This window comes from Myceligenerans pegani (genome assembly GCF_014892515.1).
Classification (GTDB): Bacteria; Actinomycetota; Actinomycetes; order Actinomycetales; family Cellulomonadaceae; genus Myceligenerans; species Myceligenerans pegani.
This window is the reverse complement of record NZ_JADBGR010000068.1, coordinates 150,583-174,186: the sequence shown is the minus strand read 5'-3', so window position 1 is coordinate 174,186 and position 23,604 is coordinate 150,583. Positions and strand designations below refer to the sequence as shown.

22 protein-coding genes are annotated in these 23,604 nt (G+C 73.0%); 14 read left to right on the top strand and 8 right to left on the bottom strand.

Annotation, left to right across the window (positions count from 1 at the left end; genetic code table 11):
• Positions 1-19: 19 nt before the first annotated feature.
• Positions 20-634 carry a TetR/AcrR family transcriptional regulator gene (locus IIE03_RS09020; protein ID WP_225997472.1) on the bottom strand — a complete coding sequence of 205 codons (615 nt, stop codon included), beginning with the start codon at positions 632-634 and terminating at the stop codon, positions 20-22.
• Positions 635-721: 87 nt separating this feature from the next.
• Between IIE03_RS09020 and IIE03_RS09015 the strand changes: the two genes are divergently transcribed.
• The 8 genes from IIE03_RS09015 (at position 722) to IIE03_RS08980 (ending at position 6,383) form a co-directional block, all read left to right on the top strand.
• The gene (locus tag IIE03_RS09015) at positions 722-1,348 is read left to right on the top strand and encodes an FMN-dependent NADH-azoreductase (RefSeq protein ID WP_192862407.1); all 627 of its coding nucleotides are present in this window, start codon (positions 722-724) and stop codon (positions 1,346-1,348) included.
• Positions 1,349-1,508: 160 nt separating this feature from the next.
• Positions 1,509-1,883 carry an SHOCT domain-containing protein gene (locus IIE03_RS09010; RefSeq protein WP_192862437.1) on the top strand — a complete coding sequence of 125 codons (375 nt, stop codon included), beginning with the start codon at positions 1,509-1,511 and terminating at the stop codon, positions 1,881-1,883.
• Positions 1,884-1,896: 13 nt separating this feature from the next.
• Positions 1,897-2,619 carry a ZIP family metal transporter gene (locus IIE03_RS09005; protein ID WP_192862406.1) on the top strand — a complete coding sequence of 241 codons (723 nt, stop codon included), beginning with the start codon at positions 1,897-1,899 and terminating at the stop codon, positions 2,617-2,619.
• A gap of 170 nt (positions 2,620-2,789) precedes the next feature.
• The gene (locus IIE03_RS09000; RefSeq protein ID WP_192862405.1) at positions 2,790-4,169 is read left to right on the top strand and encodes a hypothetical protein; all 1,380 of its coding nucleotides are present in this window, start codon (positions 2,790-2,792) and stop codon (positions 4,167-4,169) included.
• Positions 4,170-4,330: 161 nt separating this feature from the next.
• Positions 4,331-4,804, top strand: a complete 474-nt coding sequence (locus IIE03_RS08995) for a DUF6069 family protein (RefSeq protein ID WP_192862404.1) — start codon at positions 4,331-4,333, stop codon at positions 4,802-4,804.
• Between the two features lie 55 nt (positions 4,805-4,859).
• Positions 4,860-5,303, top strand: a complete 444-nt coding sequence (locus tag IIE03_RS08990; protein WP_192862403.1) for a DUF6325 family protein — start codon at positions 4,860-4,862, stop codon at positions 5,301-5,303.
• A 35-nt stretch (positions 5,304-5,338) separates the two neighbouring features.
• Positions 5,339-5,707, top strand: a complete 369-nt coding sequence (locus tag IIE03_RS08985) for an SHOCT domain-containing protein (RefSeq protein WP_192862402.1) — start codon at positions 5,339-5,341, stop codon at positions 5,705-5,707.
• 4 nt (positions 5,708-5,711) lie between these two features.
• On the top strand, positions 5,712-6,383 hold the full coding sequence (locus IIE03_RS08980; protein ID WP_318842886.1) for a hypothetical protein: 672 nt from the start codon (positions 5,712-5,714) through the stop codon (positions 6,381-6,383).
• Between the two features lie 52 nt (positions 6,384-6,435).
• Here IIE03_RS08980 and IIE03_RS26690 read toward each other — a convergent pair whose 3' ends face one another.
• Positions 6,436-8,508, bottom strand: a complete 2,073-nt coding sequence (locus IIE03_RS26690; RefSeq protein ID WP_192862401.1) for a LuxR C-terminal-related transcriptional regulator — start codon at positions 8,506-8,508, stop codon at positions 6,436-6,438.
• A gap of 328 nt (positions 8,509-8,836) precedes the next feature.
• Complete coding sequence (locus IIE03_RS08970) at positions 8,837-9,154, bottom strand: hypothetical protein (RefSeq protein ID WP_192862400.1); 318 nt, start codon at positions 9,152-9,154, stop codon at positions 8,837-8,839.
• A 347-nt stretch (positions 9,155-9,501) separates the two neighbouring features.
• Here IIE03_RS08970 and IIE03_RS08965 point away from each other — a divergent pair, with 347 nt between their 5' ends.
• The gene (locus tag IIE03_RS08965) at positions 9,502-9,996 is read left to right on the top strand and encodes a DUF1269 domain-containing protein (protein ID WP_192862399.1); all 495 of its coding nucleotides are present in this window, start codon (positions 9,502-9,504) and stop codon (positions 9,994-9,996) included.
• Positions 9,997-10,014: 18 nt separating this feature from the next.
• Here IIE03_RS08965 and IIE03_RS08960 read toward each other — a convergent pair whose 3' ends face one another.
• Both IIE03_RS08960 and IIE03_RS08955 read right to left on the bottom strand, forming a co-directional pair.
• A complete protein-coding gene (locus IIE03_RS08960) occupies positions 10,015-11,034 on the bottom strand; it encodes an NAD(P)/FAD-dependent oxidoreductase (protein WP_192862398.1) in 1,020 nt (339 codons plus the stop codon).
• Positions 11,031-12,119, bottom strand: a complete 1,089-nt coding sequence (locus IIE03_RS08955; RefSeq protein ID WP_192862397.1) for a glutamate-cysteine ligase family protein — start codon at positions 12,117-12,119, stop codon at positions 11,031-11,033. Before IIE03_RS08955 ends, IIE03_RS08960 begins: the two co-directional genes overlap by 4 nt.
• 223 nt (positions 12,120-12,342) lie before the next feature.
• Here IIE03_RS08955 and IIE03_RS08950 point away from each other — a divergent pair, with 223 nt between their 5' ends.
• Together IIE03_RS08950 and IIE03_RS08945 are read left to right on the top strand one after the other, a co-directional pair.
• On the top strand, positions 12,343-13,770 hold the full coding sequence (locus IIE03_RS08950) for an aldehyde dehydrogenase family protein (RefSeq protein ID WP_192862396.1): 1,428 nt from the start codon (positions 12,343-12,345) through the stop codon (positions 13,768-13,770).
• A 98-nt stretch (positions 13,771-13,868) separates the two neighbouring features.
• Positions 13,869-15,464, top strand: coding sequence for an RICIN domain-containing protein (locus IIE03_RS08945; protein ID WP_225997471.1), 1,596 nt, complete (start codon positions 13,869-13,871; stop codon positions 15,462-15,464).
• A gap of 50 nt (positions 15,465-15,514) precedes the next feature.
• Here the strand turns inward: IIE03_RS08945 and IIE03_RS08940 are convergent, their stop codons facing one another.
• Complete coding sequence (locus IIE03_RS08940) at positions 15,515-16,996, bottom strand: APC family permease (protein WP_192862395.1); 1,482 nt, start codon at positions 16,994-16,996, stop codon at positions 15,515-15,517.
• Positions 16,997-17,189: 193 nt separating this feature from the next.
• On the opposite strand from IIE03_RS08940, the gene IIE03_RS08935 reads away from it, so the two are divergent.
• Genes IIE03_RS08935 through IIE03_RS08925 form a run of 3 tightly spaced genes read left to right on the top strand, consistent with a single transcriptional unit; the run spans position 17,190 to position 20,664 of the window.
• Positions 17,190-17,939 carry an SDR family NAD(P)-dependent oxidoreductase gene (locus IIE03_RS08935; protein WP_192862394.1) on the top strand — a complete coding sequence of 250 codons (750 nt, stop codon included), beginning with the start codon at positions 17,190-17,192 and terminating at the stop codon, positions 17,937-17,939.
• 16 nt (positions 17,940-17,955) lie between these two features.
• Positions 17,956-18,795 (top strand): SDR family NAD(P)-dependent oxidoreductase, encoded by an 840-nt coding sequence (locus IIE03_RS08930; RefSeq protein ID WP_192862393.1) that lies wholly within the window; start codon positions 17,956-17,958, stop codon positions 18,793-18,795.
• A gap of 3 nt (positions 18,796-18,798) precedes the next feature.
• On the top strand, positions 18,799-20,664 hold the full coding sequence (locus IIE03_RS08925; RefSeq protein ID WP_192862392.1) for an amidohydrolase: 1,866 nt from the start codon (positions 18,799-18,801) through the stop codon (positions 20,662-20,664).
• Positions 20,665-20,729: 65 nt separating this feature from the next.
• On the opposite strand, the gene IIE03_RS08920 is transcribed toward IIE03_RS08925, so the two are convergent.
• Both IIE03_RS08920 and IIE03_RS08915 read right to left on the bottom strand, forming a co-directional pair.
• On the bottom strand, positions 20,730-21,497 hold the full coding sequence (locus IIE03_RS08920; protein WP_192862391.1) for a MoaF C-terminal domain-containing protein: 768 nt from the start codon (positions 21,495-21,497) through the stop codon (positions 20,730-20,732).
• Positions 21,498-21,533: 36 nt separating this feature from the next.
• The gene (locus tag IIE03_RS08915) at positions 21,534-23,558 is read right to left on the bottom strand and encodes a primary-amine oxidase (protein WP_192862390.1); all 2,025 of its coding nucleotides are present in this window, start codon (positions 23,556-23,558) and stop codon (positions 21,534-21,536) included.
• Positions 23,559-23,604: the final 46 nt, after the last annotated feature.

Genomic DNA, 23,604 nt, shown 5'->3' with positions numbered 1-23,604 from the left:
TCCCGACCGCGACGGCGCGTCAGCCGGCGGAGGCCAGCGCGCGGGCCAGGCCGGCCGTCGCGCCGGTGATCTCGGCGGGATCCTTGCCCTCCTCGGTCAGCCAGTACGCGATCATCTCGCCCGACAGCGCCGCCAGGAGGGCGTCGGCCCGCAGGCCGGGGGAGGGTGCGCCCGCCAGGTCCAGGAGATGGCGGCAGTGCGTGCGCCACAGCGCGTGCGCGCCGCTGCGGAAGCGGGCGCCGGGCGCGGCCGTCTGGGACAGCAGGACGAGTTCGAGCTGCTCCGCGACGAGACCGACGTAACCGGAGACGAACGCGGTCAGCCGCTCGACCGGCTCGGCCCCCGGGCCGAGCGGCGGCGGACCGGAGAGCATCAGCTCCTGGAACCGGCGCTCGCGTTCGTCCAGGAGCGCGAGCGCCAGGCCGGCCTTGTCGGTGAAGCCGCGATAGAGCGTCCCCACGCCCACGCCCGCCTCCTTGGCCACGGCCTGCATGGTCACCCGCTCCACGCCGTCGCGCGCGAACAGCCGCTCGGCCGCGTCGAGCACCTTGCCCCGGTTGCGGACGGCGTCCGCGCGACGCGATCCCGCGGCCTGGGCCTGCGCGCGCAGGGGCAGGCGGGAACCCGTTGACAAAGCGGAATCCGTTCCGTTAGCTTCCTTCATGAAGCGGAACCTATTCCGCTTACGCGTTCCCGTCCACCTGACACACCGGAGCCGACCATGACCCGACTGTTGCACATCAGCGCCTCTCCTCGCGGCGAGGCGTCGGAGTCGCTGAAGATCGCCGCCACCTTCCTGGACGCCTACGGGCAGAAGCACCCCGACGCCGAGATCGAGCACTTCGACCTGTGGGACGGCACCCTGCCAGAGTTCGGCCCCGCGGCGGCGAAGGCGAAGATGGACGTGTTCGCCGGTGCCGAGCCGAGCGGCGAGGGTGTCGCCGCCTGGGCGGCCGCCGGCGCGACCTTCACCCGCTTCGACGCGGCCGACCGGTACCTGTTCAGCGTGCCCATGTGGAACGCGGGCGTGCCCTACGTCCTCAAGCAGTTCATCGACGTCGTCTCCCAGCCCGGCATGGTGTTCGGCTTCGATCCGGTGACCGGCTACGAGGGCCTGCTCAGGGGCAAGAAGGCCGCCGTCATCTACACCGGCGCGGTCTGGGGACCGGGACGCGGCCCGGAGTTCGGCAGCGACTTCCAGCAGCCGTTCTTCGAGGACTGGCTGCGCTGGGCGGGCATCGACGGCATCACGAGCATCCGCTTCCAGCCCAACCTCGCCACGGCCGACGCCGACGGCGCCCGCGACCAGGCCCACGCCGAGGCCCGCGACGCGGCGGCGGCCCTCTGACTGTCCCGCCCGGGGCGAGCCGCCCGGGTGGCTCACCCGTTCCGGGGGAACCCTCGCCCCGTTCGCGGTGGTCAGCATGGCGGGCGGCCGCCTGCATGGCGGGCGGACGGGGCGGGGCCCGAGGTCCCGGTCCGTACCGATGAAGAGAGTAGGGCTGATCATGGACTTCTGGGACTTCTTCTGGTTGATGATCTGGACGTTCTTCTTCGTGGCATACCTTCTGGTGCTGTTCCAGATCGTCGCGGACCTGTTCCGTGACAAGGAACTCTCGGGATGGTGGAAGGCGCTGTGGATCCTCTTCCTCATCTTCCTGCCGGTCCTCACCGCGCTCGTCTACCTGATCGCCCGCGGCCGGGGAATGGGGGAGCGGCAGGTGGAGACGGTGGCCGAGGCGCGCCGCGAGACCGAGAGCTACATCCGCGACGTCGCCTCTGCCTCACCGGCCGACCAGATCGCGAGCGCCAAGTCGCTCCTGGACGCCGGCACCATCACGCCGGACGAGTTCGAGCGGCTCAAGACGAAGGCGATGGCCTGACCGGCCGGGTCCGATGCTCGAGGCGTTCGCCTGGGGCGCGCTGGGCGCCGCCGCGCTGGCGGTCGGCGCGCTCGTCGCCTACGCAGGGTCGCCGAGCCGCCGGTTCATCGCGGTCGTCATGGCGCTCGGCGCCGGGCTGCTCATCGGGTCGGTCGCGTTCGAGCTGATCGACGAGGCGGTCGAGACCGCATCCGTCGGCCAGGTGGGGCTCCTCACCCTGCTGGGAGCGGCGACGTTCACGGCCGGCGACTGGTGGCTGAGCCGCAGGGGCGGCGGCGGGCGCAAGGACGCGGGCGGGGCCCAGGCCGACGGGGCCCCGCTCGCGATCGTCTTCGGTTCGGTGCTCGACGGGATCCCCGAGTCGTTCGTCCTGGGCCTCACGGTGCTCCAGGGCGACGTCAGTGTCGCGCTGCTCGCGGGAATCATCCTCAGCAACTTCCCCGAGGGGCTGTCCTCCTCGAGCGGGCTCCGTGCCGCCGGCTGGACCCGATCGCGGGTGCTCGGGATGTGGTCGGTCGTCGTGCTCGTCGCGGCCCTGAGCGCCGCGCTCGGCTACGCCCTGCTCGACCCGGCGAGCGGCCGCACGGGGGCGCTCGCGCAGGGGTTCGCCGCCGGGGCGCTGCTCGCGATGGTCTCGAACACGCTGCTGCCCGAGTCGTACCGGGTCGAGGGCGTGGCCACGGGGTCCCTGGTGGCGGTCGGCTTCGCCGTCTCCCTGTCGATGTCCGCGATCTAGCGGACACGGGTCGCGGGCCACGGTCACCCGAAGAGGGTGAGGCGACCACTCGCGCCGGCGGGTTGGCTCGTTCCGTCAGCGCTTCGGAAGCGAGGTAGTCCGATGTCCGACTCGAGCAAGCAGATCGGCGGGCTGACGGCGTGGGCCGAGCGCGTCGCGGTCGTCACGCCATGAGCGACGAGTCCGCCGGGGCAGGGAAGGGCGCCGCGCCCTCCGACGCCATCGCGCGTCTCGCCGAGCTGGAACGGGAGAACGCCCGGCTCCGGCGGCGCCTCGACGAGGTGCAGGCCACGTTCGACGACACCTCGGCCCGGCCGGCACGGCACCGCGGGCGCGCCGCGGCCGCCGTCGTCCTCATCACTCTGGGCGCCCTGCTCGCGCCGGCCGGCGTCGTGGCGGCGTGGGCGGAGCGCACCCTGACCGACACCGACCGCTACGTCGCCACGGTCGCCCCGCTCGCGGACGACCCCACGGTGCAGTCGGCCGTGTCGGGCCGGCTGACCGAGGCCGTGATGTCGCGGATCGACGTCGGCGCGGTGGTCGACGGCGTCGCGGCCGGGCTCGCCGGCCGGGACGTCCCGCCGCGGGTCACGAACGGCGTCGCCGCGCTGGAGGCACCCCTGACCAGCGGGATCGAGTCGTTCGTCCGCAGGACGGCCGACGGCGTCGTGCGGAGCGACCAGTTCGAGTCCGCGTGGGACCAGGCCAACCGGGTCGCGCACGAGCAGTTCGTCGCTGTCATGCGAGGGGAAGGGGGCGACATCGTCCAGGTCGGCGAGGAGGGCCAGCTCACGATCCAGCTCGCCCCCATGACCGACCTCCTCAAGCAGCGGCTCGGCGAGCGCGGGTTCGGGCTCGCGACCCGCCTGCCCACGATCGACGCGTCCTTCACGATCGTGGAGAGCACGCAGCTCGTCGAGATCCGGAACCGCTACGCCCAGGTCGTCGCGCTGGGGACCTGGCTGCCCTGGATCGCACTGGGCCTGCTGGCCGCGGGCGTGCTCGCCGCTACCCACCGCCTGCGCGCCCTCGTCGCCGCCGGGCTCGCGCTCGTCGCGGCGATGCTGGTGCTCGCCGTCGCCCTCGCGATCACCCGCGGCCTGTACCTCGACGCGCTCAGCGGGCAGGTGGCGCGGCTGGACGCCGCCGAGGCGGTGTTCGACCAGCTCGTCACGTTCCTGCGCGGCACGCTGCGCACCGTCGGGGTGCTGGGGCTGGTGGTCGCGCTGGCCGCCTATCTCGGCGGGTCCAGCGCATCGGCGCGGAGTTTGCGGGCCGCGATCGGCAAGGGCATGGGCAGAACCCGCGACTGGGCAGAGGGGCAGGGCGTGACCACCGGCCCGGCAGGCGTCTGGCTCGGCGAGCACCGCGGCGTCGTCCGCACGGCGGTCATCGCACTCGCAGCCCTTGTCGTCCTGCTCGCGCCGAACCCGACGCCCGGCCTCGTCGTCGGCGTCGCGATCGGCGCGGGTCTGGTCATCACCCTGATCGAACTCCTGGCCCGGCCCGTGCCGGCCGCCCGGGACCCCGGGCGTGAGCCGGTCGCGTGAGAGCCCGCCACGCGCCCGGTGCCGGCGAACCCTGGACGGCGTGGCCTTCACCCGCAACGGGTGAGCCCTCCGCCCCGGCGGACGGGCACGCTTGCGAGACGACCGGGAGCGACGCACGCTTGCGAGAGAGCCGAGAGCGACGGGAGACCGGAGGCGAACCCATGGCAGCCGAGGGACAGTACCCGCAGGACTCGCTCCAAGGACCGCGCCGTGTGGACGCCGGGACCCTGTGGGCCGGGGGCGTCGCGACGGCCTTGGTCGCGGCGCTCATCGCCCTCGTGGGCGTGGTCGTGTTCCGCGGCGTGTTCGGCATCCCCATCCTCGCGCCCGAGGGCGACGGTGTCTGGGGCAACGTCTCCACCACCTGGCTCATGGTCGCCGCCGCCGTCGCCGCGCTGGTCGCGGTGGCGATCGTGCACCTGCTGCTGCTCAGCACGCCGCGCGCCCTGTCGTTCTTCGGCTGGATCGTCGGCCTCGCCACCGTCGTCGTCGGCGTGACGCCGTTCGCCACCGACGCCGACATCGCCAGCCAGCTCGCGAGCGCGCTCATCAACGTGATCATCGGCTTCGCGATCCTGGGCCTGGTCTCCGGGGTCGCGCGCACCGCGGTCGCCCGTGCCGCGCGGAACGGGTGAGGCGCCCGTCGCCCGTCCGGTCGCACCGTCTGCTCAGCTCCTCGTGGAGGTTCTCATGGACCCGTCGTTCGGCCCCGTCGAACTCGTCGCTCTGGCCTTCGACACCCCCCTCATCCCGCCGCCGGTCACCCGCGCCGTGCGCGACGTGACCGGGAGCGGCGCCGTCACCCTGCTGGACCTCGCCGTCGTCCGCCGGGGAGACGACGGCGAGCTCGTCGTCCTGGAGGCCGAGGACGTCGGGGACGAGGCCGAGGTCGTGGGCGTGGAGCTCGCGGCGCCGGGCCTCACCGGCGAGGAGGACCTCCAGGAGATCGCGGCGGCGGTCGACCCGGGAACGTCCGTTCTCGTCCTGGCGATCGAGCACACCTGGTCCCGGCAGCTCGTGTCGGCGGCGGTCACGGCGGACGCCGACGTGATCCTGCACGAGCGGGTCCCCGCCGTGATCGTCAACGAGATCGTCGCTCAGGCGGACGAGACCTCCGCGGGCACCCAGGGCTGAGCGTCCCACTCACCACCACCGATCGGAGCACTGACATGTCCCCCTTGCGACGTTTCGGCAGGCCCGGCCTCATCGGCACGGCCGCGCGCACCGCGGTGATCGCGGGCACCGCGCAGGCCACCACGGGCGCGATCCAGCGGCGCCAGCTGCGCCGCGCGGAACGGCAGGCAGAACAGCGGGCGGAGCAGCGGTACGCGGGAGCGCAGTACCAGGGCGCGCAGTACGAGGCGGAGCGGCAGCAGGCCCTGGCGCCGGAGGCGGTGGCACCGCCACCGGAACCCGTGTCGGCGTCCGCCTCGAACGACGCGCTGCTCGCCCAGCTCACCCAGCTCGGCGAGCTGCACTCCCAGGACGTGCTGGACGACGCCGAGTTCGCCGCGGCCAAGGCCAAGCTGCTGGGCTGACGGCGTGAGCGACAGGGGCGCCTCGAACGGCGAGAACGGTGCCGGTGGCGCGGACGGCACGCGCGATCGCCCGTCCCTGGAGACGATCGCCGTCATCCTGCTGTCCGTCACCGCCGTCCTGACCGCGTGGAGCGGCTTCGAGGCGAGCAAGTGGAGCGGCGAGATGTCGATCGCGTTCTCCCGGGCCTCGACGCAGCGGATCGAGGCGTCGCGGCAGGCCGCCGCCGCGGACGCCGCCCGGGCGGCGGACCTACAGGTCTTCGGCATCTGGCTCGAGGCGCGGGCGGGCGGCGACCAGGCTCTGGAGACGTTCGCCCGGGAGCGCTTCACCGACCACTTCGCCTTGGCGTTCGACGAGTGGATCGCTTCGCGTCCGCTCCGGAACCCGGAGGCCGCCAACAGCCCGTTCGCGCTGGACAGCTACGTGCCGCCGGGCCAGGCCGAGGCGGCCGCGGCGGACGCCCGCGCCGATGACTACTTCGCCCAGGCCCTGGTGGACAACCGGCGCGGCGACAACTACACGCTGCTCACCGTCCTGTTCGCGCTGGTGCTGTTCTTCGGCGCACTGGTCACCCGGTTCAGCTCGTCGCGCCGTTCCTGGGCGGTCCTGACCGGCGCGGGCGTCCTGTTCCTGGTCGGGGTGGCTTTCCTGATCGCCTTCCCGAAGATCGTCTGACGTGGGCGGCGGGCGATCGGGAGGGGCCGGCCCATGGCGGCACCCACGGGGATCAGAGCAGGTGGAGGCTGCGCGCGACGGCGAGTGCCTCGCTGCGGCGTGACGCCGCGAGCTTCCCGTAGAGACTGGAGACGTGCGTCTTGACGGTGTTCTCCGAGACGAAGAGGGTCGCCGCGATGTCCGCGTAGGTGGCGCCGCGCGCCAGCTCGTCGAGGACCTCGCGTTCGCGCGGGCTGAGGGCGGGCGGGCCGAGGACGTCGCCGGCGCGCTCGCGTTCCCGCGGTGTCGCGGTCAGGGTGGAGTAGTGCCGGACGGTGTCGGGCCGGTCGGAGGCGGTGGCGGCGAGCTCGCCGATCCAGGCGGTGTTGCGGCTGCCCAGGAGGCGTTTCAGGAGCAGCTCGATCGGGGTGCCCTGGCGTGTCCAGCCGAGGAACGGTGCGGCGTTGCGCCGGGTCTCGGTGACGGAGGCGGCCTCGGCGAGGCGCTCGTGCGCGAGATCGGGCTCGCCGAGGGCGTCGAGGAGTTGTGCCTCGCAGACCAGGGCGATGGCGCGAGTGGGGGGCTGGGAGTAGGCGGCGTCGGCCGCTGCGGCCTCGAACGCGGTGGCGGCGCCGCGGCGGTCGCCGTCCCGGTCGGCGCACAGGCCCCGGACCAGTGCGGACTCGCCGAGCGCGCCGAGCGCGGCGAGCGCGGTGCGTTGGGCGCGGAGGGTCTCGCGGTCGTCGGCGAGTGACGCGACGAACGCCCGCTCGACGAGCAGGGTGACGCGCACGTGGTCGGGCATCTGTTCGTCGGTCGTCTCGGGGCCGTCGCCCGGTGCGGCGAGGATCCGCTGCGCCTCGGTCACCTCGCCGGTGGCGACGGCGTGGCGAGCCGCGCAGATCCGGGCCCAGAACCGTGAGCAGAGGTCGGCGCCGTGGTACGCGGCGTCGTCGGCGGGGAAGGCGACCGGTCCGGCCGCCCACCGGACGTCCAGGATCACGGCGAGGATCCTGGCGAGCCGGGCACGCGCGGCGACCATGCGGGCGTGCGGTCCGTCGGGCGTGCCGATCGCGGTGAGCACCTGGTCGGCGAGCTCGACGCAGGTGCGCTCGCGGCCCTGCATGTACTGCGTGAGGGCGAGATGGCTCAGGGAGCTGACGCCGAGGGCCGGGAGGTTCTGGCTGCGGGAGAGACCGACCGCCATGGTGAGGCTCGTCTCGGCCTCGGTGAGCTCGCCGAGCCAGTTCTGCGCCGCGCCGAGCTCGTGGGCCAGCACGGGCAGGACGTCGGCGTTGGCCTCGCCCACCGCCGGGCGTGCCATGGAGGCCTCGAGGACGCGTTTGGCGTGGCCGACGGCGGCGTACATCGGCTCCCGGCCGAGCGCGGCGCGCCAGAGGCGGACGCAGGCGGTGCGTGCGTCGAGGGCGCGGCGGGCGCGGGGGCCCCGCGTCCGGGTCGCGGGGCGGTGAGCCGCGAGGAACCGATCGCCCCAGTGGCGGGCGCCGTCGACGTCGTCCTGGAGCCAGCGGCCGAGCGCGACGGCGAACCAGAGGTCGGGGCGGGCGTCGACGATCTCGGGCTGCGCCTGGACGAACTCGTCCACGGCGCCGCTCTCGGCCGCGTTCAGCGTCATGCGCACGCCGTCGCGTGCGAGGACGTCGGCGGCCTCTTCGGGGGCGCCGACGCGGACGAGGCGCGAGAACGCCTTGTCCAGGTGGCCGCGTGCCAGGTCGAGGCGGACGGCGCGGATCACGGTGGCGCGGGCGCGCGCGGCGTCGACGCCGCCGGCCGCGAGCCGTTGCCGGACGATCTCGGCCAGGTGCGGGTGGACGCGGCAGCCGGCACTCTCCCGGATGGCCAGCAGGCCGGTGCTCTCGAGCTCGGCGAGGATCTCACCGGCGTGCCGGTCGTGGGACAGATGGGCGGCCGTGGGTGGGGTGACGACGCCGTCGTCGGCGATGCACAGGAGCAGGTGGCGCTGGCGCGGGGTCAGGGTCGCGAAGACCTCGGTGGCGATGCGCGTCGCGACCGACCCGGTGCCGGCCGACAGGCGGCGAGCCGCGGTCTCGCGGTCCCGCGCGGCCCCGAGCGCTCGTGCGGCGAGCACGGCGGGGGCGCACCAGCCGTCGGCCTGGCGAGCCACCGCGTCGAGCACCTGCCGGTCGGTGCTGTGGGTGTGGGCGGCGATGAGTTCGTCGCTCTCGGCCTCGCTCAGCCGGAGCAGGTCGCCGCGCAGGAACGTGAAGTTGCCCAGGAGCTCGGGGACGAGCCGGGTCAGCGGCAGGTCCGAGCGGCTCAGCAGGAGCAGGCGGAGCGACTCGGGGGCAGCGTTGAGGCGGTGGTCGATCCAGTGCAGCGTCGCGGCCGGCAGGGCGTGCGCGTCGTCGACGACGACCAGCGGCCGGGCGGGGGCCTCGCCGTCGTGCGGGAAAGGGCTGTCGACGATTCGGGCGAGCCGGGTCGGGGACCAGTCAGGTCCCGCCGCCAGGTCCCGCCGCGATCCAGGTCGTGCGGTGGGCTCGGGGCCGAGGGCCGTACCGCAGCCAGCCGGCGACGCCCATCGTCTTGCCGGAGCCGACAGGGGCGACCACGAGGGTGACGGCGCCGTCGGTCGCGTCGTCGAGGTGCTGCCAGAACCGGGAACGTGGCACGTACACGCGCGGGACCAAGGGGACCGGCGTCCCCTCGGCGGAGGCGGCGTACGTCCGCGGCGGGGCGGAGACGAGCACCCGCGCCGGAAGCGAGGCGTCCCGGGCGTGGTGCGGTGCGGAATTCAGGAAAGAATGCACGGGCAGGCTCCCTCGAATTCAGGCGGTCCGTCGAGGAATTCGGTGACGTGACGAATCGGGTCGCCGTGCCCCGCACGACCGCGCTGTTCCGAGACTAGGATTCGCCGTGCGATCCCGCGAAAGATAGCGGGCGAAATCACAAATACCGACGGGCGCCGAATGGTTTCACCCGTCCATGGCGGGTCATGTGATCTTTTGGGAGATCTGTCGTCCCGCACGAAGGAATCCAGCCGACCCTGCCCGTGACCGCCACGCCACCGTTCACCGGGAACGGGTGATGCCATCCCGCCGTCGTCGGACTGGAATGGGACCGTTCTCGACCGCCTGACCCATCGAGGGAGCCCGCCATGTCACAAGCCACGCTGACCGTCTGGAAGTACAGGACAGCGGCGGGCGCGCGGACGGCGGAGGAGACCATCACGCAGCTCGCCCGCCAGAACCTCATCTCGGTGCACGACGCGGCCGTCGTCTTCTGGGAGGAGGGCGCCACGAAGCCGAAGACCAGGCAGCTGGCCTCCACGACCGGTGCCGGCGCGCTCGGCGGCACCTTCTGGGGCATGCTGTTCGGCCTCATCTTCTTCGTGCCCCTGCTCGGCGCGGCGATCGGCGCCGCGACGGGGGCGCTCGCCGGATCCCTCACCGACGTCGGCATCGACGACGGGTTCATCAACCGCGTGCGCGACGAGATCACGCCCGGCACCTCCGCGCTCTTCCTCATGTCCTCCGACGCCGTCGTCGACAAGGTCCGCGACGCGATGGCCGGCCAGGAGACGCCCGAGCTGATCTTCACCAACCTCAACGCCGAGCAGGAGGCCGCGTTGCGCGAGGTGTTCGCCGAGTGAGCGACGGGCGCGGGGAACCTACCCGCGCCCGGCGGCCAGGCGCGCCGCCAGCGTCCGGCCGATCCACGCCGACGAGCGCACCGCACTGCCGCAGTTCGCCGCCAGCAGACCCGGCGTCGGCTCGGTGACCGCGAGCTTCTTGTGCGCGGAGTCGACGCCCCACAGGATCCGCTCCACGCCGGCGTCACGCAGCCACGGCAGCACGTCACCCACGCCGCTGTCCAGCAGTTCCTCCCAGTAGTCCACCGGGCCGCCGGTGTCGTCGTCCTCCACGATGTCCTCCTGGCCCACGACCACCCGGACGCCGCCGTCCGTCCGCTTCACCAAGACATAGGCGAAGCCCTTCCCGACCGGCACGATCGTGTGGGGGAGGCGCTCGCGGGCGTCGGTCACCGGGAGGTCGAGCACGAAGAGCTGGCGCTTCTCGGCCTCCGTGTCGTGGGCGGGGACGAGCTGCGGGGTGCGGGCGCCGAGGGCCACGAGCACCTGGCGGGCGCGGACGTCGCCCCGCGAGGTCTCGACGACATGACCGCCGTCGTCCCCGGGCCGGACGCCGGTCACCGTCGTCCCCGGGTGCCAGGCGACGCCGTCGGCGCGCGCGGTGTCCACGAGGTGGTCGACCAGGCGGGCGGCGGAGAGGTTCAGGGCCGGGATCAGCTCGCCGGTGTGCAGGAGGTGGTAGGTGTTCTCCAGCGCGTCGAGCTCGACGCCGTCGGACAGCAGCGCGCGGACGAACCCGGCCGTCTCGTTCGTCATCTCGCGCTTGACCGCGTCGTCCCACGCCCAGCGGATGCTGCCGCCGGAGTAGCGGTAGGTGGCGTGGTGCTCCGGGTCGGCGTCGGCCGTGGAGCCGTCCGGCGGGGCGGCGGCGTGGTCCGTGAGGAGGGCGACGCGCAGCCCGGGGTGGCGACGGGCGAGGAAGTGGGCGGTCGCGGCGCCGATCGGACCCGCGCCGCAGATGGCCACGTCCACATCGCCGGGCAGCGGGGTCCTGTCGGTGGGCGAGTTGCCCGTGCGCTGGGCGTGGTCGGTCGTCATCGGAGTCCTCCCGGTCGGAACATCAGGCCCGTGCGGGCGTGGTCGTCGAGCAGGTCGTCGGCGGGGGTGCGGCGCCGGTCGAGGAGATCGGCGAACGGGGCCAGGAGGGCCGCCTCGTCGGGGAGCATCGCGAGCGCCTTCCGGGCGGCCTCCAGGACGCGGGCGGCGCCGTCGGCGATCTCGGGGGCGCCGAAGGCGGCGCTCGCGGCGCGCTGGTGCAGCTCCCGGCTCGGCACGTCGTCGCGTCCCGGGAGTTCACCGGACAGGCACACGCCGAGCACGAGGGTGGCGCCGGCCAGGAGGTGGGCGCGGTCGAGGAAGGCGTCGTACGCCTTGAACTCGATCCGGCCGCGCTCGGCGGGCACGCGCGGGCGGTAGAGGCAGACGGGCGAGACCGCGGGATCCGGTTCCCGCTCCACGAAGCAGCGGGCCGCGACCCGCCGCCAGGTGCGCTCGTGGGTGCGCCGGCTCGGGCCGCCCCACGGGCCGCCGTCGAAGAACGGTGAGCTGAAGCTGAACGGCACGAGGTACGGGCTGTAGTGCGTCAGCTTCCGCGTCAGGTCGACGACGCCGGCGTCGTCCAGGCCGGGGAAGGAGAGGTTCACGTCGGGCCCGAAGCTCACGTTGGAGACGTTCGCGTGCCCGTACTCATGGTGCTCGGCGCGCATGGCGCGCTCCCAGTCGTTGAGCGGCGGCTCGATCCGGTACTCCGTGAGCGTGGGGTGGAAGCCGACGATCCCGAGGCCGAGACCGAGCGGCGCCAGGCGTTCCTCGAGCAGACCCTGCAGGCGCAGGAGCTGGTCGGCGGTGCCGGCGAGGTCCGTGCCGATCGGCGTGCGGATTTCCACGCCCTTGACCCGCAGATCCAGGAACGTGCCGTCCGGGCCGAACCGCTCGTCGCCCTCGAGGTACCAGTAGCCGGACTTGATGCCCAGGTCACCCCGCGTGAGCGAGGCGTCGTCCGCACCCTCGCCGCCGGCCAGGGCGGCGTCGAGCGCGCGGAAGTCGAGGCTCGTGAAGTCGCGAAGTCTTTGCGAAGAGTCGACCAGGACATACTCGAACTCGAGCCCGCATTTGTACAGCACGGACCCACCTTAGATGGCCGATGACCGCTTTGTGCCTGGTCGCGAGGGTGAGAGTTGTTCGCGGCCCGCGAAGCGAAGGCCGTGCCCGGACGTCGCGAAACTGTGCCCACTGGGACATCGACGGTGCGCTGGGCGACAAGCCACGACCGGCGCGCCCGCGAAGACTGGCGGGAGAGGCCGCCACAGGCAGGCGGCCTCCGACGACTGCACGAGGGAGACGAAGATGTCCGGATCCGTCCAAGCGCTCGACGAGGGCGCGTTGCTCGACCGCGTCCAGGCACGTGCGGGGGAGGGCCGCGAGATTCTCGACGCCGCCACGCGCGAGGTGATCGGCCGTGTACCCGTTCAGACGGTCGCGGACCTCGACCGCGCGGTGGCCCGCGCGTCGGCCGCGCAGCCCGGGTGGGCGGCGTGCGGGCACGGGCGCCGCTCCGAGCTCCTGCTCGCGGCCGCCGAGGCGATCGAGGCGAACGCGGAACCGCTCGCGCATCTCCTCTCGCGCGAGCAGGGCAAGCCGCTCAACGGGCCGAACGCCCGGTTCGAGCTCGGCGCGTGCGCCGCGTGGCTGCGCGCCACGGCGAACACCGTCCTGGACCCGGAGGTTCTGGTCGACGACGAGACCGGGTACGCGGAACTGAGCTACCAGCCGGTCGGCGTCGTCGGGGCGATCGGGCCCTGGAACTGGCCGCTGATGATCGGCATCTGGCAGATCGCGCCGTCCCTGCGGATGGGGAACACGGTGGTGGTGAAGCCGAGCGAGCACACGCCGCTGAGCGTGCTCGCGATGGTCTCGGTGCTTGGCGACGTGCTGCCCGACGACGTCCTGGTGGCCGTCTCCGGCGGGCGCGAGATCGGGGCCCGGCTGGCCGCGCACCCGGCGATCGACAAGGTGATGTTCACCGGGTCGACGGCGACCGGACGCAAGGTCGTGGAGGCGTCCGCGGGCAACCTCGCCCGCCTCACGCTCGAGCTGGGCGGCAACGACGCGGGAATCGTCCTGCCCGATGCCGACCCGAAGGCGATCGCGGAGGACCTGTTCTGGGGCGCGTTCATCAACACCGGCCAGACCTGCGCGGCGCTGAAGCGCCTGTACGTCCACGACGCGATCTACGAGGACGTGGTCACCGAGCTCGCCGTCGTCGCCGCGCAGACCCCGATGGGGCGTGGCCTGGACGAGAACAACGTGCTGGGCCCGCTGCAGAACCCGCAGCAGCTCGCCGTCGTGAGCCGCCTGGTGGAGGACGCGCGGGCCCGGGGCGGGCGCATCGTCACCGGCGGCGCGCCCGCACCGGAGCTGGGCGAGCTGTTCTACCCGGTCACGATCGTCGCGGACCTCGACGACGGGGCGCCGCTCGTCGACGAGGAGCAGTTCGGCCCGGCGCTGCCCGTCATCCGGTACCACGACGTCGACGACGCCGTCGCGAGCGCGAACCGGCTCGACGTCGGGCTCGGCGCCTCCGTCTGGTCGAGCGACCGCGACCAGGCGCGCGAGATCGCCGGCCGCCTCCAGGCGGGGACCGTATGGATCAACTCCCACGGCGGCCTGCACCCGATGGCACCGTTCGGCGGGGTCAAGAGCTCCGGGTACGGGCTCGAGTTCGGCGTCGAGGGACTCAAGTCCGTCGCCGCCCCGCGGGTCATCCACGGCTGAAACGGTTAAGCCGTCGCCCGGGTCTTGACTCCGCGTCGCGCCGCGGAGCAAGATCCGGCGGGCAGGTCGACGATGCCCGCCAACTGCCAGGAGCCGGTATGAGAATGCTGCCAGCGGCGCGAGACGACAGTGCTACCACGAGCCGGCGAACCAGGGCGCGATCCGCACGGAGGTGGCATGCCGCCGCCGCGGCTCTGGCCACCGTCGCCGCCACCGTCACCGCGATCCCGCTCGCCGGCGAGGCCCAGGCCGCCACCATCGACACGGCCGCCTCCTACGTGCTCGTCTCCCGGCACAGCGGCAAGGTGATCGACGTCAGCGGCGCGTCCTCGGCGGACGGTGCCTCCGTCATTCAATGGACCCGCACCGACGGCGACAACCAGCAATGGCAGTTCGTCGCCGCCGGCGACGGCTACTACCAGCTCCGTGCCCGCCACAGCGGCAAGGTCGTCGACGTCGGTTCCACCGCCGACGGCGCCGACGTGGTCCAGCGGACCGGCACCGGCGCCACCAGCCAGCAGTTCCGCGTCGTCGACACCGACAGCGGGTACGTCAAGCTCCTCAACCGCGCGAGCGGCAAGGCCCTGGACCTGTGGGCCTGGTCCACCGCCGACGGCGCCCGCATCTCCCAGTACACCGACACCGGCGGCGCCAATCAGCAGTGGCGACTGGTCAAGGTGGACGAGGGTCCCGGCGGCGTACTGTCCCGGGTGCACACCGCCGGCCGTGTCAGGGCCGATGGCGACGGCGTCCGGTACAGCTGGCCGGGCGTCTACTTCGAGGGCAGGTTCCGGGGCACCGGGGTGGGGATCGTGCTGAACGACTCGGCCGCCGACTACGACGTCCAGATCGACGGCGCCACCGTCGCCACCTTCGTGGCGCCCGGCGAGACCACCCGGTGGGTCGAGGGCCTGAGCGACGCCGAGCACACCGTGCGTCTCGTGAAGCGGAACGAGAGTCCGTGGGCCGCCAGTGAGTTCGGCGGGTTCGTCGCCGCCCCGGGCGGCGAGGTCCTCACCCGGCCGGCTGCCCGCACCCGGCAGATCGAGTTCATCGGCGACTCCCTGACCGTGGGCTACGGCAACACGTCCGCCGGCCGGGAGTGCACCGGCGATCAGGTGAACCGCACCACGAACACCGACCTCAGCTACGGCGCGCTGACCGCTCGACGGCTGGAGGCCGACTACCAGGTCAACGCGTTCTCCGGCAAGGGGATGGTGCGCAACTACGACGGCGGCGACCCGGGCAACCACTACCGCACCTACTACGACCGGGCCCTGCTGCACGACCCCGGCGACGTCTGGAACCCGGGTACCTGGCGGCCCCAGCTCGTCGTGGTCTACCTCGGCACCAACGACTTCTCGACCGACCTGAACCCCGGCGAGCAGTGGACGACGCCGGAGGAGCTCGCCGCCGACTACCGCGGCGCCTACGGTGACTTCCTGCGGAAGCTGCGCACCCGCTACGGCACCGACACGACGATCGTGGCCGTCGGCGCCGGCTCGTTCGCGAACGACGTGCAGCAGGTGGTGCGGGAGCGCGCCGACGCGGGCGACAGCCGGGTCCGGTACTGGTTCCTCGACAGCACCGGCCTGGACCTCCTCGGCTGCCACTGGCACTACTCCACCGCCGACCACGAGCTCATCGCCGACCGGTTCAGGACGTACGTCGACGGTCTGGCGCTGGACTGGTAGCCGCGGGCGGGCGGGCGTGGCCGGACGACCGACCACACCCGCCCGGCCGGTCACACGGGGGTGGTGGGTGTCGCGGGCGTACCGGTGTGCGCGTTGAACCGCTCGAGATCCTCGTCCAGGCCCTGGTAGACCTCCGGGCGGTTCCCGCGTAGGTAGGCGCCGTACCCGAGCCCGCCGACGAGGGCCAGCACGAGCAGCAGCGGCATGAGCCGGATGGCCAGGGCGTCCGAGCCCGCGACGATGTCGAAGTTCGCCACGGCCATGACGACGATCGTGAGCAGCCCGAGGAATCCGATACCCGGCGCCAGGAGCGTGCTCCACGTCCTCCGGTCCCGGGCACGCCGGAAGTGCACGACGATCGACAGCGCGGCCAGCCCCTGCAGCACGAGCACGCTGAGCGTGCCGAATCCCAGCATGGCGGGCACGAGCGTCCCGATGGGGTCGGCGCCGGCCACCAGGAACAACCCGGCGACGACCGCGGCGAAACCGGCCTGCACGAGACCGGCGGCCTGCGGTGCGCCGCCGGGCCGGGTGCGGGCGAGCGCGCGGGGCAGCACCCGGGCGCGGCCGAGAGAGTAGAGGTAGCGGGTCGCCGAGTTGTGGAACGCGAGCATCGCCGCGAAGAGGCTCACCAGGAGGAGCACCATCATGACGGTCGTGAGCGGCCCGCCGAGGTAGGTCTGGGCGAGCGTGAAGATCAGGTCACCGGACTCCAGGTGATCGAGCGCGGTCTGCTGCGCCTGCGCGACGCCGGTCGCGCTCACCACCGCCCATGCCGTGACGCCCAGGATGAGGCCGATGGCCGTGATCGCGGTGTAGGTGGCGCGGGGCACCGTGCGCAGCGGGTCGCGCGCCTCCTCGCTGAACAGGGCGGTGGCCTCGAACCCGAGGAACCCGGTGGCGGCGAGCAGCAGGCCGATCGGGAGCGACCCGGACAGCACCGACTCCGGGCTGAACGCGCCGGCGTCGTAGCCGGTCTGCACGAGCACCGAGATGTCGAACACCACGAGGATCAGCACCTCGAGTACCAGCGCGACGCCGAGCACCCTCGAGCTGAAGTCGATCCCGGTGCGCGCCAGGACGAAGCAGGCCACGATCGACGCCAGCCCCCAGACGTACCAGTGCAGGTCGAACCCGGTGAGGTCGGCGATGATCACCTGCATGAAGAACCCGCTGGTGCCGATGGTGCCGACGACGAAGAAGTTGTAGCCGAGCGTCGCGATGAACCCGGCGACGAGGCCGCCGGTGCGGCCGAGCCCCTTGACCACGAACGCGTAGAAGCCGCCGGCGTTGACGAGCTGTTTCGACATCTGGGCGTAGCCCACCGCGAAGAGCAGCAGGATCGCCGCGACGAGGAGGAACGACATCGGCGTCCCCCCTCCGTTGCCGAGCGCGATCGCGAGCGAGGCCACGACGACGACGCCGGTCAGCGGCGCGACGGCGGCGAGCACCAGGAACACGATGCCGGCCACGCCGAGGGCGTCGCGTCGGAGGGCGGTGGACTCTGTGGGGGGCTGAGCGGTGGTGCTCACGTCGGCTCCTTTGCCTTGGGTGGTTGCCGCTGGGGGGAGGTCTGTCTCGGATTCTGCGCGGCACACGCGCGACCGGGCTTGCCGGACAGCGCACAGCGCTGTTGCGCCCGCGCAGACCACGGCCGCGGGTGCTGCCCCGCCGTCCGGTCGGCCCGCAGGATGGGCTTCGACCGAAGGCGAGAGGAGACGATCGATGGAGCTCGGGCTCGAAGGACACGTCGTGCTGGTAACGGGCGCGGCCGGCGGAATCGGCCGCGCGACCGCCGCGAGACTCGCCGCCGAGGGCTGCCGTCTTGTGCTCCTGGACCGGAACCCGCCCGACGTCGGCGATCTGGACCCGGACCGGGCGCTCGCCGCGTCGGTGGACGTGACCGACGAGGCCGCCCTCACCCGGACGGTCGAGGAGGCCGGGCACCGGTTCGGCGGACTGGACGTCGTCGTCGGCTGCGCCGGGATCTCTGGACCTGTCGGAACCGTCCTCGACGAGGTGACGCCCCGGCAGTGGCACGAGGTGATGGACGTCAACGTGACCGGGAGCTTCCTGCTGCTGCGCGCTGCGGCGCCCCTGCTCCGCCGGTCCCCGGCGCCGTCGGTCGTGCTCGTCGCCAGCGACTCGGCCCTGGTCGCGGCACCGGGCATGGCTCCCTACTGCGCGTCCAAGGCCGCGGTGCTGCAGCTGGTGCGGGCCGCCTCCGTGGACCTGGCGCCGATCCGGGTGGTGGCGGTGTGCCCGTCGATCGTCGACACCCCGATGAGCAGGGCCGACCTGGGGATCGACCCCGGCGTCGCGGGCGGGTTCGACGACCTGCCCTACCCGGTGCAGACCACCGGCGAGGTGGCGGCGAGCATCGCGTTCCTCTGCTCGCCCTGGGCCAGGGCGGTGAGCGGCACCGCGCTCGTGAGCGATTTCGGGTACGGCGCGAGGTCGGGTTTCCCGGCCTGAGCAAAGGGAGGACGAGATGGGATTCGCAGGAGCGGACGTGGCCGGAAAGGTCGTCGTGGTCACCGGCGGCGGGACGGGGATCGGCGCTGCGGTGGCCGAGCGGTTCGCCGCGGAGGGCGCGTACGTCGCCGTGCTCGGCCGCCGGCGGGAGCCGCTGGAGCAGGTCGCCGAGGCGGTGGGAGCCTTGCCGGTCGTGGCCGACGCCGCCGACACGGCGTCGGCGCGGGCCGCCGTCGGAACCGTGCAGGAGCACTTCGGCCGGATCGACGTCCTCGTCGCGAACGCCGGCGGGCACGGGTTCGCCTCCGTCCTGGACACCGACGACGCGGCCTGGGAAGCCGCGCTCCGCGCCAACCTCACGACCGCATTCACCACGGCCCGGGAATGCCTGCCGGCGCTCGTCGAGGCGCGGGGGACGATCGTGATCGTCTCGTCGCTCGCCGGCCTGTTCGCGGGCCCGGGCGTCGCCGGGTACACGGTCGGCAAGCACGCACTCATCGGGCTCACCCGCACGCTGGCCCGCGACTACGGGGCACAGGGCGTGCGGGTCAACGCCGTCTGCCCCGGCTGGGTGCGCACCCCGATGGCCGACGCCGAGATGGACGAGCTCGCGGAGCAGGCAGGTCTCTCCTCGCGGGCCGAGGGGTACGCGACCGTGACGCGCGACGTGCCGCTCGGGCGGGCGGCCGAGCCCGCGGAGATCGCCTCGGCGGTCCGGTTCCTGGGATCCGGCGAGTCGTCGTACATCACCGGCGCCGTGCTCGTCGTCGACGGCGGAGCCCACGTCGTCGACGTGCCCACCATCGCGTTCCAGCATGCCGCCGATGGGCGGTTTCCTACGTCACCAGGGAGATGACCGATGACCGAACGACGAGAACACGTCCGCCGCCGACAGTTCCTCCAGGGAGCGGCTGCCGGTGTCGCACTGGGACTGCTCGGCACGGACGGCGCCGCCGTTGCCGCCGGGCGTGGATACGGGCACGGGCGGCGGAAGGCCGACCTGCTCCTGCACAACGGGAGCATCCTGACGCCGGGCGGGGCGCCCGGGCCTCCGGCGGAGGCCATCGCCGTGCGGGGCGGCGTCGTCCAGGCGGTGGGGCGCGCGCGTGACCTGCGCCGGTTCACCGGCCCGCGCACGGAGGTGGTCGACCTCGCCGGCCGCACCGTGATCCCCGGCATCAACGACGCCCACCTGCACGCGATGGGTTTCGGGACGAGCCGGCCGCCGCTCACCCTCGACCTCAGCAGGGATGCCGTCGACTCGATCGCCGCCATCCGCGACGTCGTCGCCGAGGCGGTCGCCGCGAAGGAACCCGGCGGGTGGATCCGCGGGAGCGGGTGGGACCAGGGCTACCTCGCCGAGGGGCGGTACCCGACCCGTCACGACATCGACGAGGTCTCGCCGGAAAACCCGGTGCATCTCGCGGAGTGGTCGTACCACGCCGTCTGGGTGAACTCGAAGGCACTCGAGCTGGCGGGGATCACCCGGGACACCGAGGCGCCGCTCGGCGGAGAGATCGTCAAGGACGGGTCGGGCGAGCCGACCGGTCTGCTGCTGGAGGGCGCGGCACAACTCGTCGCGAGGGTGCTGCCCGACTTCACGGAGGAGGAGAAGCGCCAGGGGCTGCGGCTGTCGGCCGACCTGATGCACCGGTACGGGATCACCTCCTGCACGGAGCCCGGCATCGACCTGGACTCGGTCGCCCTCTACCACGACCTGCTCTGCTCGGGCGAGATCCGTCAGCGGTTCACCATCATGCTCGCGGCCTCCGGTGCCGGGGACCTCCGGGAGACCCTGGCGCGAGCGCGCCGGCTCCGGACCGACCCGGCCTGGCTGAACGTGAGCCAGGTGAAGATCTTCGGCGACGGCGTGCCGACCCAGGCGCGCACCGCCTGGGTCTCCGAGCCCTACGTGGGCGGCGGCACCGGCGGCATGACCCTTCCCGGCGACTCGGAGGAGGAGCAGCTCGCACTCCTCCGCGAGTGGGTGCACACCGCGCACGCGATGGGCTTCCAGGTGGGCACCCACGCGACGGGCGACCTGATGATCAAGGCCGCCCTCGACGCCTATCAGGCGGCCGCCGCCGAGCACGGCGACCGCGGGCTCCGGCACTACGTGATCCACGGGGACCTCCCCGACCTGACCGACCTGCGCCGCATGGCGGCGTCGGGCTTCGGGCTGAGCTTCAACCCGCAGATCAAGCGTTCGCTGTCCCACCAGCTCGTCGACATCATCGGGAAGGAACGTGCCGACTACCAGTGGCCGTACCGCACCGCGCTCGACACGGGGGTGCACGTCGGCAGTTCGTCCGACGCCCCGGTGGTCGGGTTCCCGGACTTCCGCGAGGGGCTCACCGCGATGCTGACGCGGCAGAGCCTGGTGACGGGCGAGGTCTTCGGCGAGGAGGAGCGCATCGGCCTGGACGAGGCGCTCGCCACGTACACGACGGCGGGCGCCTGGCAGGACCACGCGGAGCGCTGGAAGGGGAAGCTCACCCCGGGCATGGCGGCAGATCTCGTGGTCCTCGACGGCGACCTCGTGGAGACGGCGCGGACGGCGCCGGAGGAGATCGTCGACCTGCCGATCGGCATGACGTTCGTCGGCGGCGAGCTCGTGCACGACGCGATCTCGGGGACCTCCGCGTCACCGGCCGCGACGATGTCCTCCGCGGCGGCCGCCGCCGGCCTGGCCGGGTACATGGCGCACGGCTGCTGTCACGAATGAGGGCCGGTCGCGAATGACCGACGGGGAGGCCCCGGCCGGGGGAGCGGCCGGAACCTCCCCGCGGTTCAGCGCACGCCCGTGGTGTCGAGGACCTCGGCTCGTGCGCCGACCGGGAAGTTCACGGTCGACGTGGTGTCGAAACCGGTGTTGCCGAAGATCTTGCCGTCGGTCCGCATCGCCGACAGGTCGATGAGGAGCAGCCCGAGCGTCGGCACGATCTTCTCCCGCCAGACGAACAGCGTGAGCCCGTCGCGGATACGGATGTGGTGGCACCGGTCGGTGTCCGCGAGCCCTTGCTCCACGCCGGTCAGGCAGTGCCACGTGTAGCGGTCGGGTGTGAGGTAGATGTGCTCGTACCGCTCGTGCGGCGAGTACGTGTACCGGTTGCGGAATCCGACCAGCTCCGTGGTCGGGGCGTGCACGGGCGCCGTCGAGCCGGCGACGCGGCCGTGCCGGATCCGGGCGGTGACGCCGGTGGGGTCGTCCCCGCGCTGGACCCGCGTCCACGCGGACTCCGCGCGGACCGCGTCCGGGGGGAGCTCACCCTCCACGAGGGTCACCAGTCCGGCCTCGGTGTCGAGCACGAACGTCGTCGAGACCCCGCCGGCGACCCCGTCGATCAGGTAGACGCCGTCGCGGACGGACGTCACCCGGACGGGGACGTCCGAGTGCCCGCCCCACCGGGCGACACCCCCGTCGATCGTGAGCGTCAGGCGCTCTCCGAGATCGAGCTCGAACGGCAGGTCGTCGAGGTCGGCGACCGGTTCGAGGAGGTTCGCGTCGGGCGCGAACCCGTCACCCAGGGCGCCGACGGGGATGAATGATTCGGTCATGGAGGTCTCACCTTGTTGTCGCGGGGATGGGTCAGGTCAGTGGCCGCAGCGGCAGGCTTCCCCGCCGCCGCAGCATCCTGTCGCGGGCGAGCCGTGACCGGCCGCGCCGTCGGGCAGGTCCAGCGCCGGGTTGCGGTCCAGGAAGCCGTACGGCTTGAGGGTGAAGCCCGAGTGGTCGACGGGCATGACCGGCCAGTCCTCGGGCCGTGGGACGTGGGTGGGCCCGAAGACGTGCCAGAGCACGAGATCGGTCCCGTCGAGGTCGCGGTCCGCGCTCGTCCAGGCGGGCAGACCGGCGCCACCGGCGTGCGCGTTCGGGTACGGGCCCGCCGGGAACCGTTCGTCGGCGTCGAACGCCGTCGCCCACAGATGCCGGGTCGCGAACGTGGCCCGGGCGTGCACGGTCGAGTCCGGCTGCGCCATGAGCACCGGCGCGCCCTGCGGCAGCAGGTGGTACGCCGTCGGCCGGCCCACGTGGTTGCGGCGGTGCGCGCTGGCGACCTCCCACACCCGCCCGGACGCCGGGTCGGCGAGGCGCGCCGCGTCCGACTCGCGGGCGAGCTTCCGGCGGTGCCAGGTGAACGCGTTGCCGTACGGGTTGTCCTCGCCGGTGGGAATCCCGGCGAGGTCCACCTCGTGCAGGGTGTTGTCCGCGCCGTCGACCGCCATGTCGAGCCGCGCGCAGAACAGGTGCTGGTGGACGGGCGCGAACACGCCCGGTGCGATCTCCGGGGCGTGCGGGTTCGCAGTGCCCGGCACGCCCGCACCCGCGAACACGATGCCGGTCGCCTTGGCCTCGACCTGGATCGTGCCGTCGAGGTAGAAGTACCAGAAGAACCCGTAGTCGTAGTTGCCGATGGTGGCGAAGTAGCTGATCACGAGACGCCGGCTGCGGCGGACCTCCGCGTTCCCCGCGAGATCGGTGTGCTTCCAGAGAATGCCGTGGTCCTCCTCGTGCAGGCACACGGCCTGCGGGATCCGCACCGGGTTGCCGTGGTCGTCGGCGACGAAGGCGTCGAAGTAGTGGATGACGCCGAGGCAGTCGCAGCCGAGGGCGAGCGAGTTGGCGTTCTTGCCGAGCAGGTACTCGCCCGCGTCGAAGTAGCTGATCCAGAAGCGCGTGCCGGACGTGTCGCCGTAGGGCACGACCATCTCGGGGACGCTGCCGCGGTACAGCACGGACCGCTCCTCGGCGTCGTCACCGGCGCCGTCACGGAACGTCACGGTGTTGAGCACGAGCCCCTCGCGGGCGTTGAAGCCGACGCGGAAGCGCCAGTTCTCCCAGGTCACCTCGGACCCGTCGACCGAGAAGCTCGGTCCCTCCGGCTGCGTGATCTCCAGGGGCCGGAGCGTCTCGCGCGCGGGCCCGTGCGCCCCGAGCGAGTAGTCGCCCGACGCCATCGGTACGGGCACGTCGCCGTCGTCCTCGACCCGGATCACCGTGCCCGCGGTCAGGTCGACGTGCACGACGAGGCCCTCGACGGGGTGGGCCCACGGGCTGTCGTCCGGATGGGTGCGCAGGAAGGTCAGGGACCGGATCACGCGGCGTCCCACCTCGTCCTCCCGGCCGAAGAAGCCGGGCGCGAGCGGAGCGCAGAACGCGTCCTCGACGTACTCCTCGAGGCCGCGCCGGCGCATCGCCGCCCGCCACCCGGGCGCGGCCTTCGCGATCTCGGCGGCGGCGTCGTACTCCTCGAACAGGTACTGCGGCTGGCCGTAGGGCGGGCGGTCGTTCACGAGCACCCGGTGTTCCTCGACCCGCCGGTGCGTCACCGACACGATCGCCTCGCTCGCCCGGCCGGTACCGCGGTCCAGGAGCGTCACCGTCACCCGGCGGTCGAGGGCCGCGCCGGGACGCCACGTGGCGACGGTCTCCTTCGAGGGCTCGACCGGAAGCAGCTGCGCCACCCGCACCTCCCCGCCGAGCAGGCCCTCGGCGACGAGTACCGAGCGGGCCGTGGCGATCTCGTCGCCGGTCAGGGGATCGAGCGGATGGGCGGCGCGCGAAGGCGTCGTCACTCGGGCGCCGTGCGTGTGCGTGGTGTCCGGGAGGTGCGTCATCGGGGTCCTCGGTCGAGCGGGTGGTCGGCCCAGTATCGGACGCGGT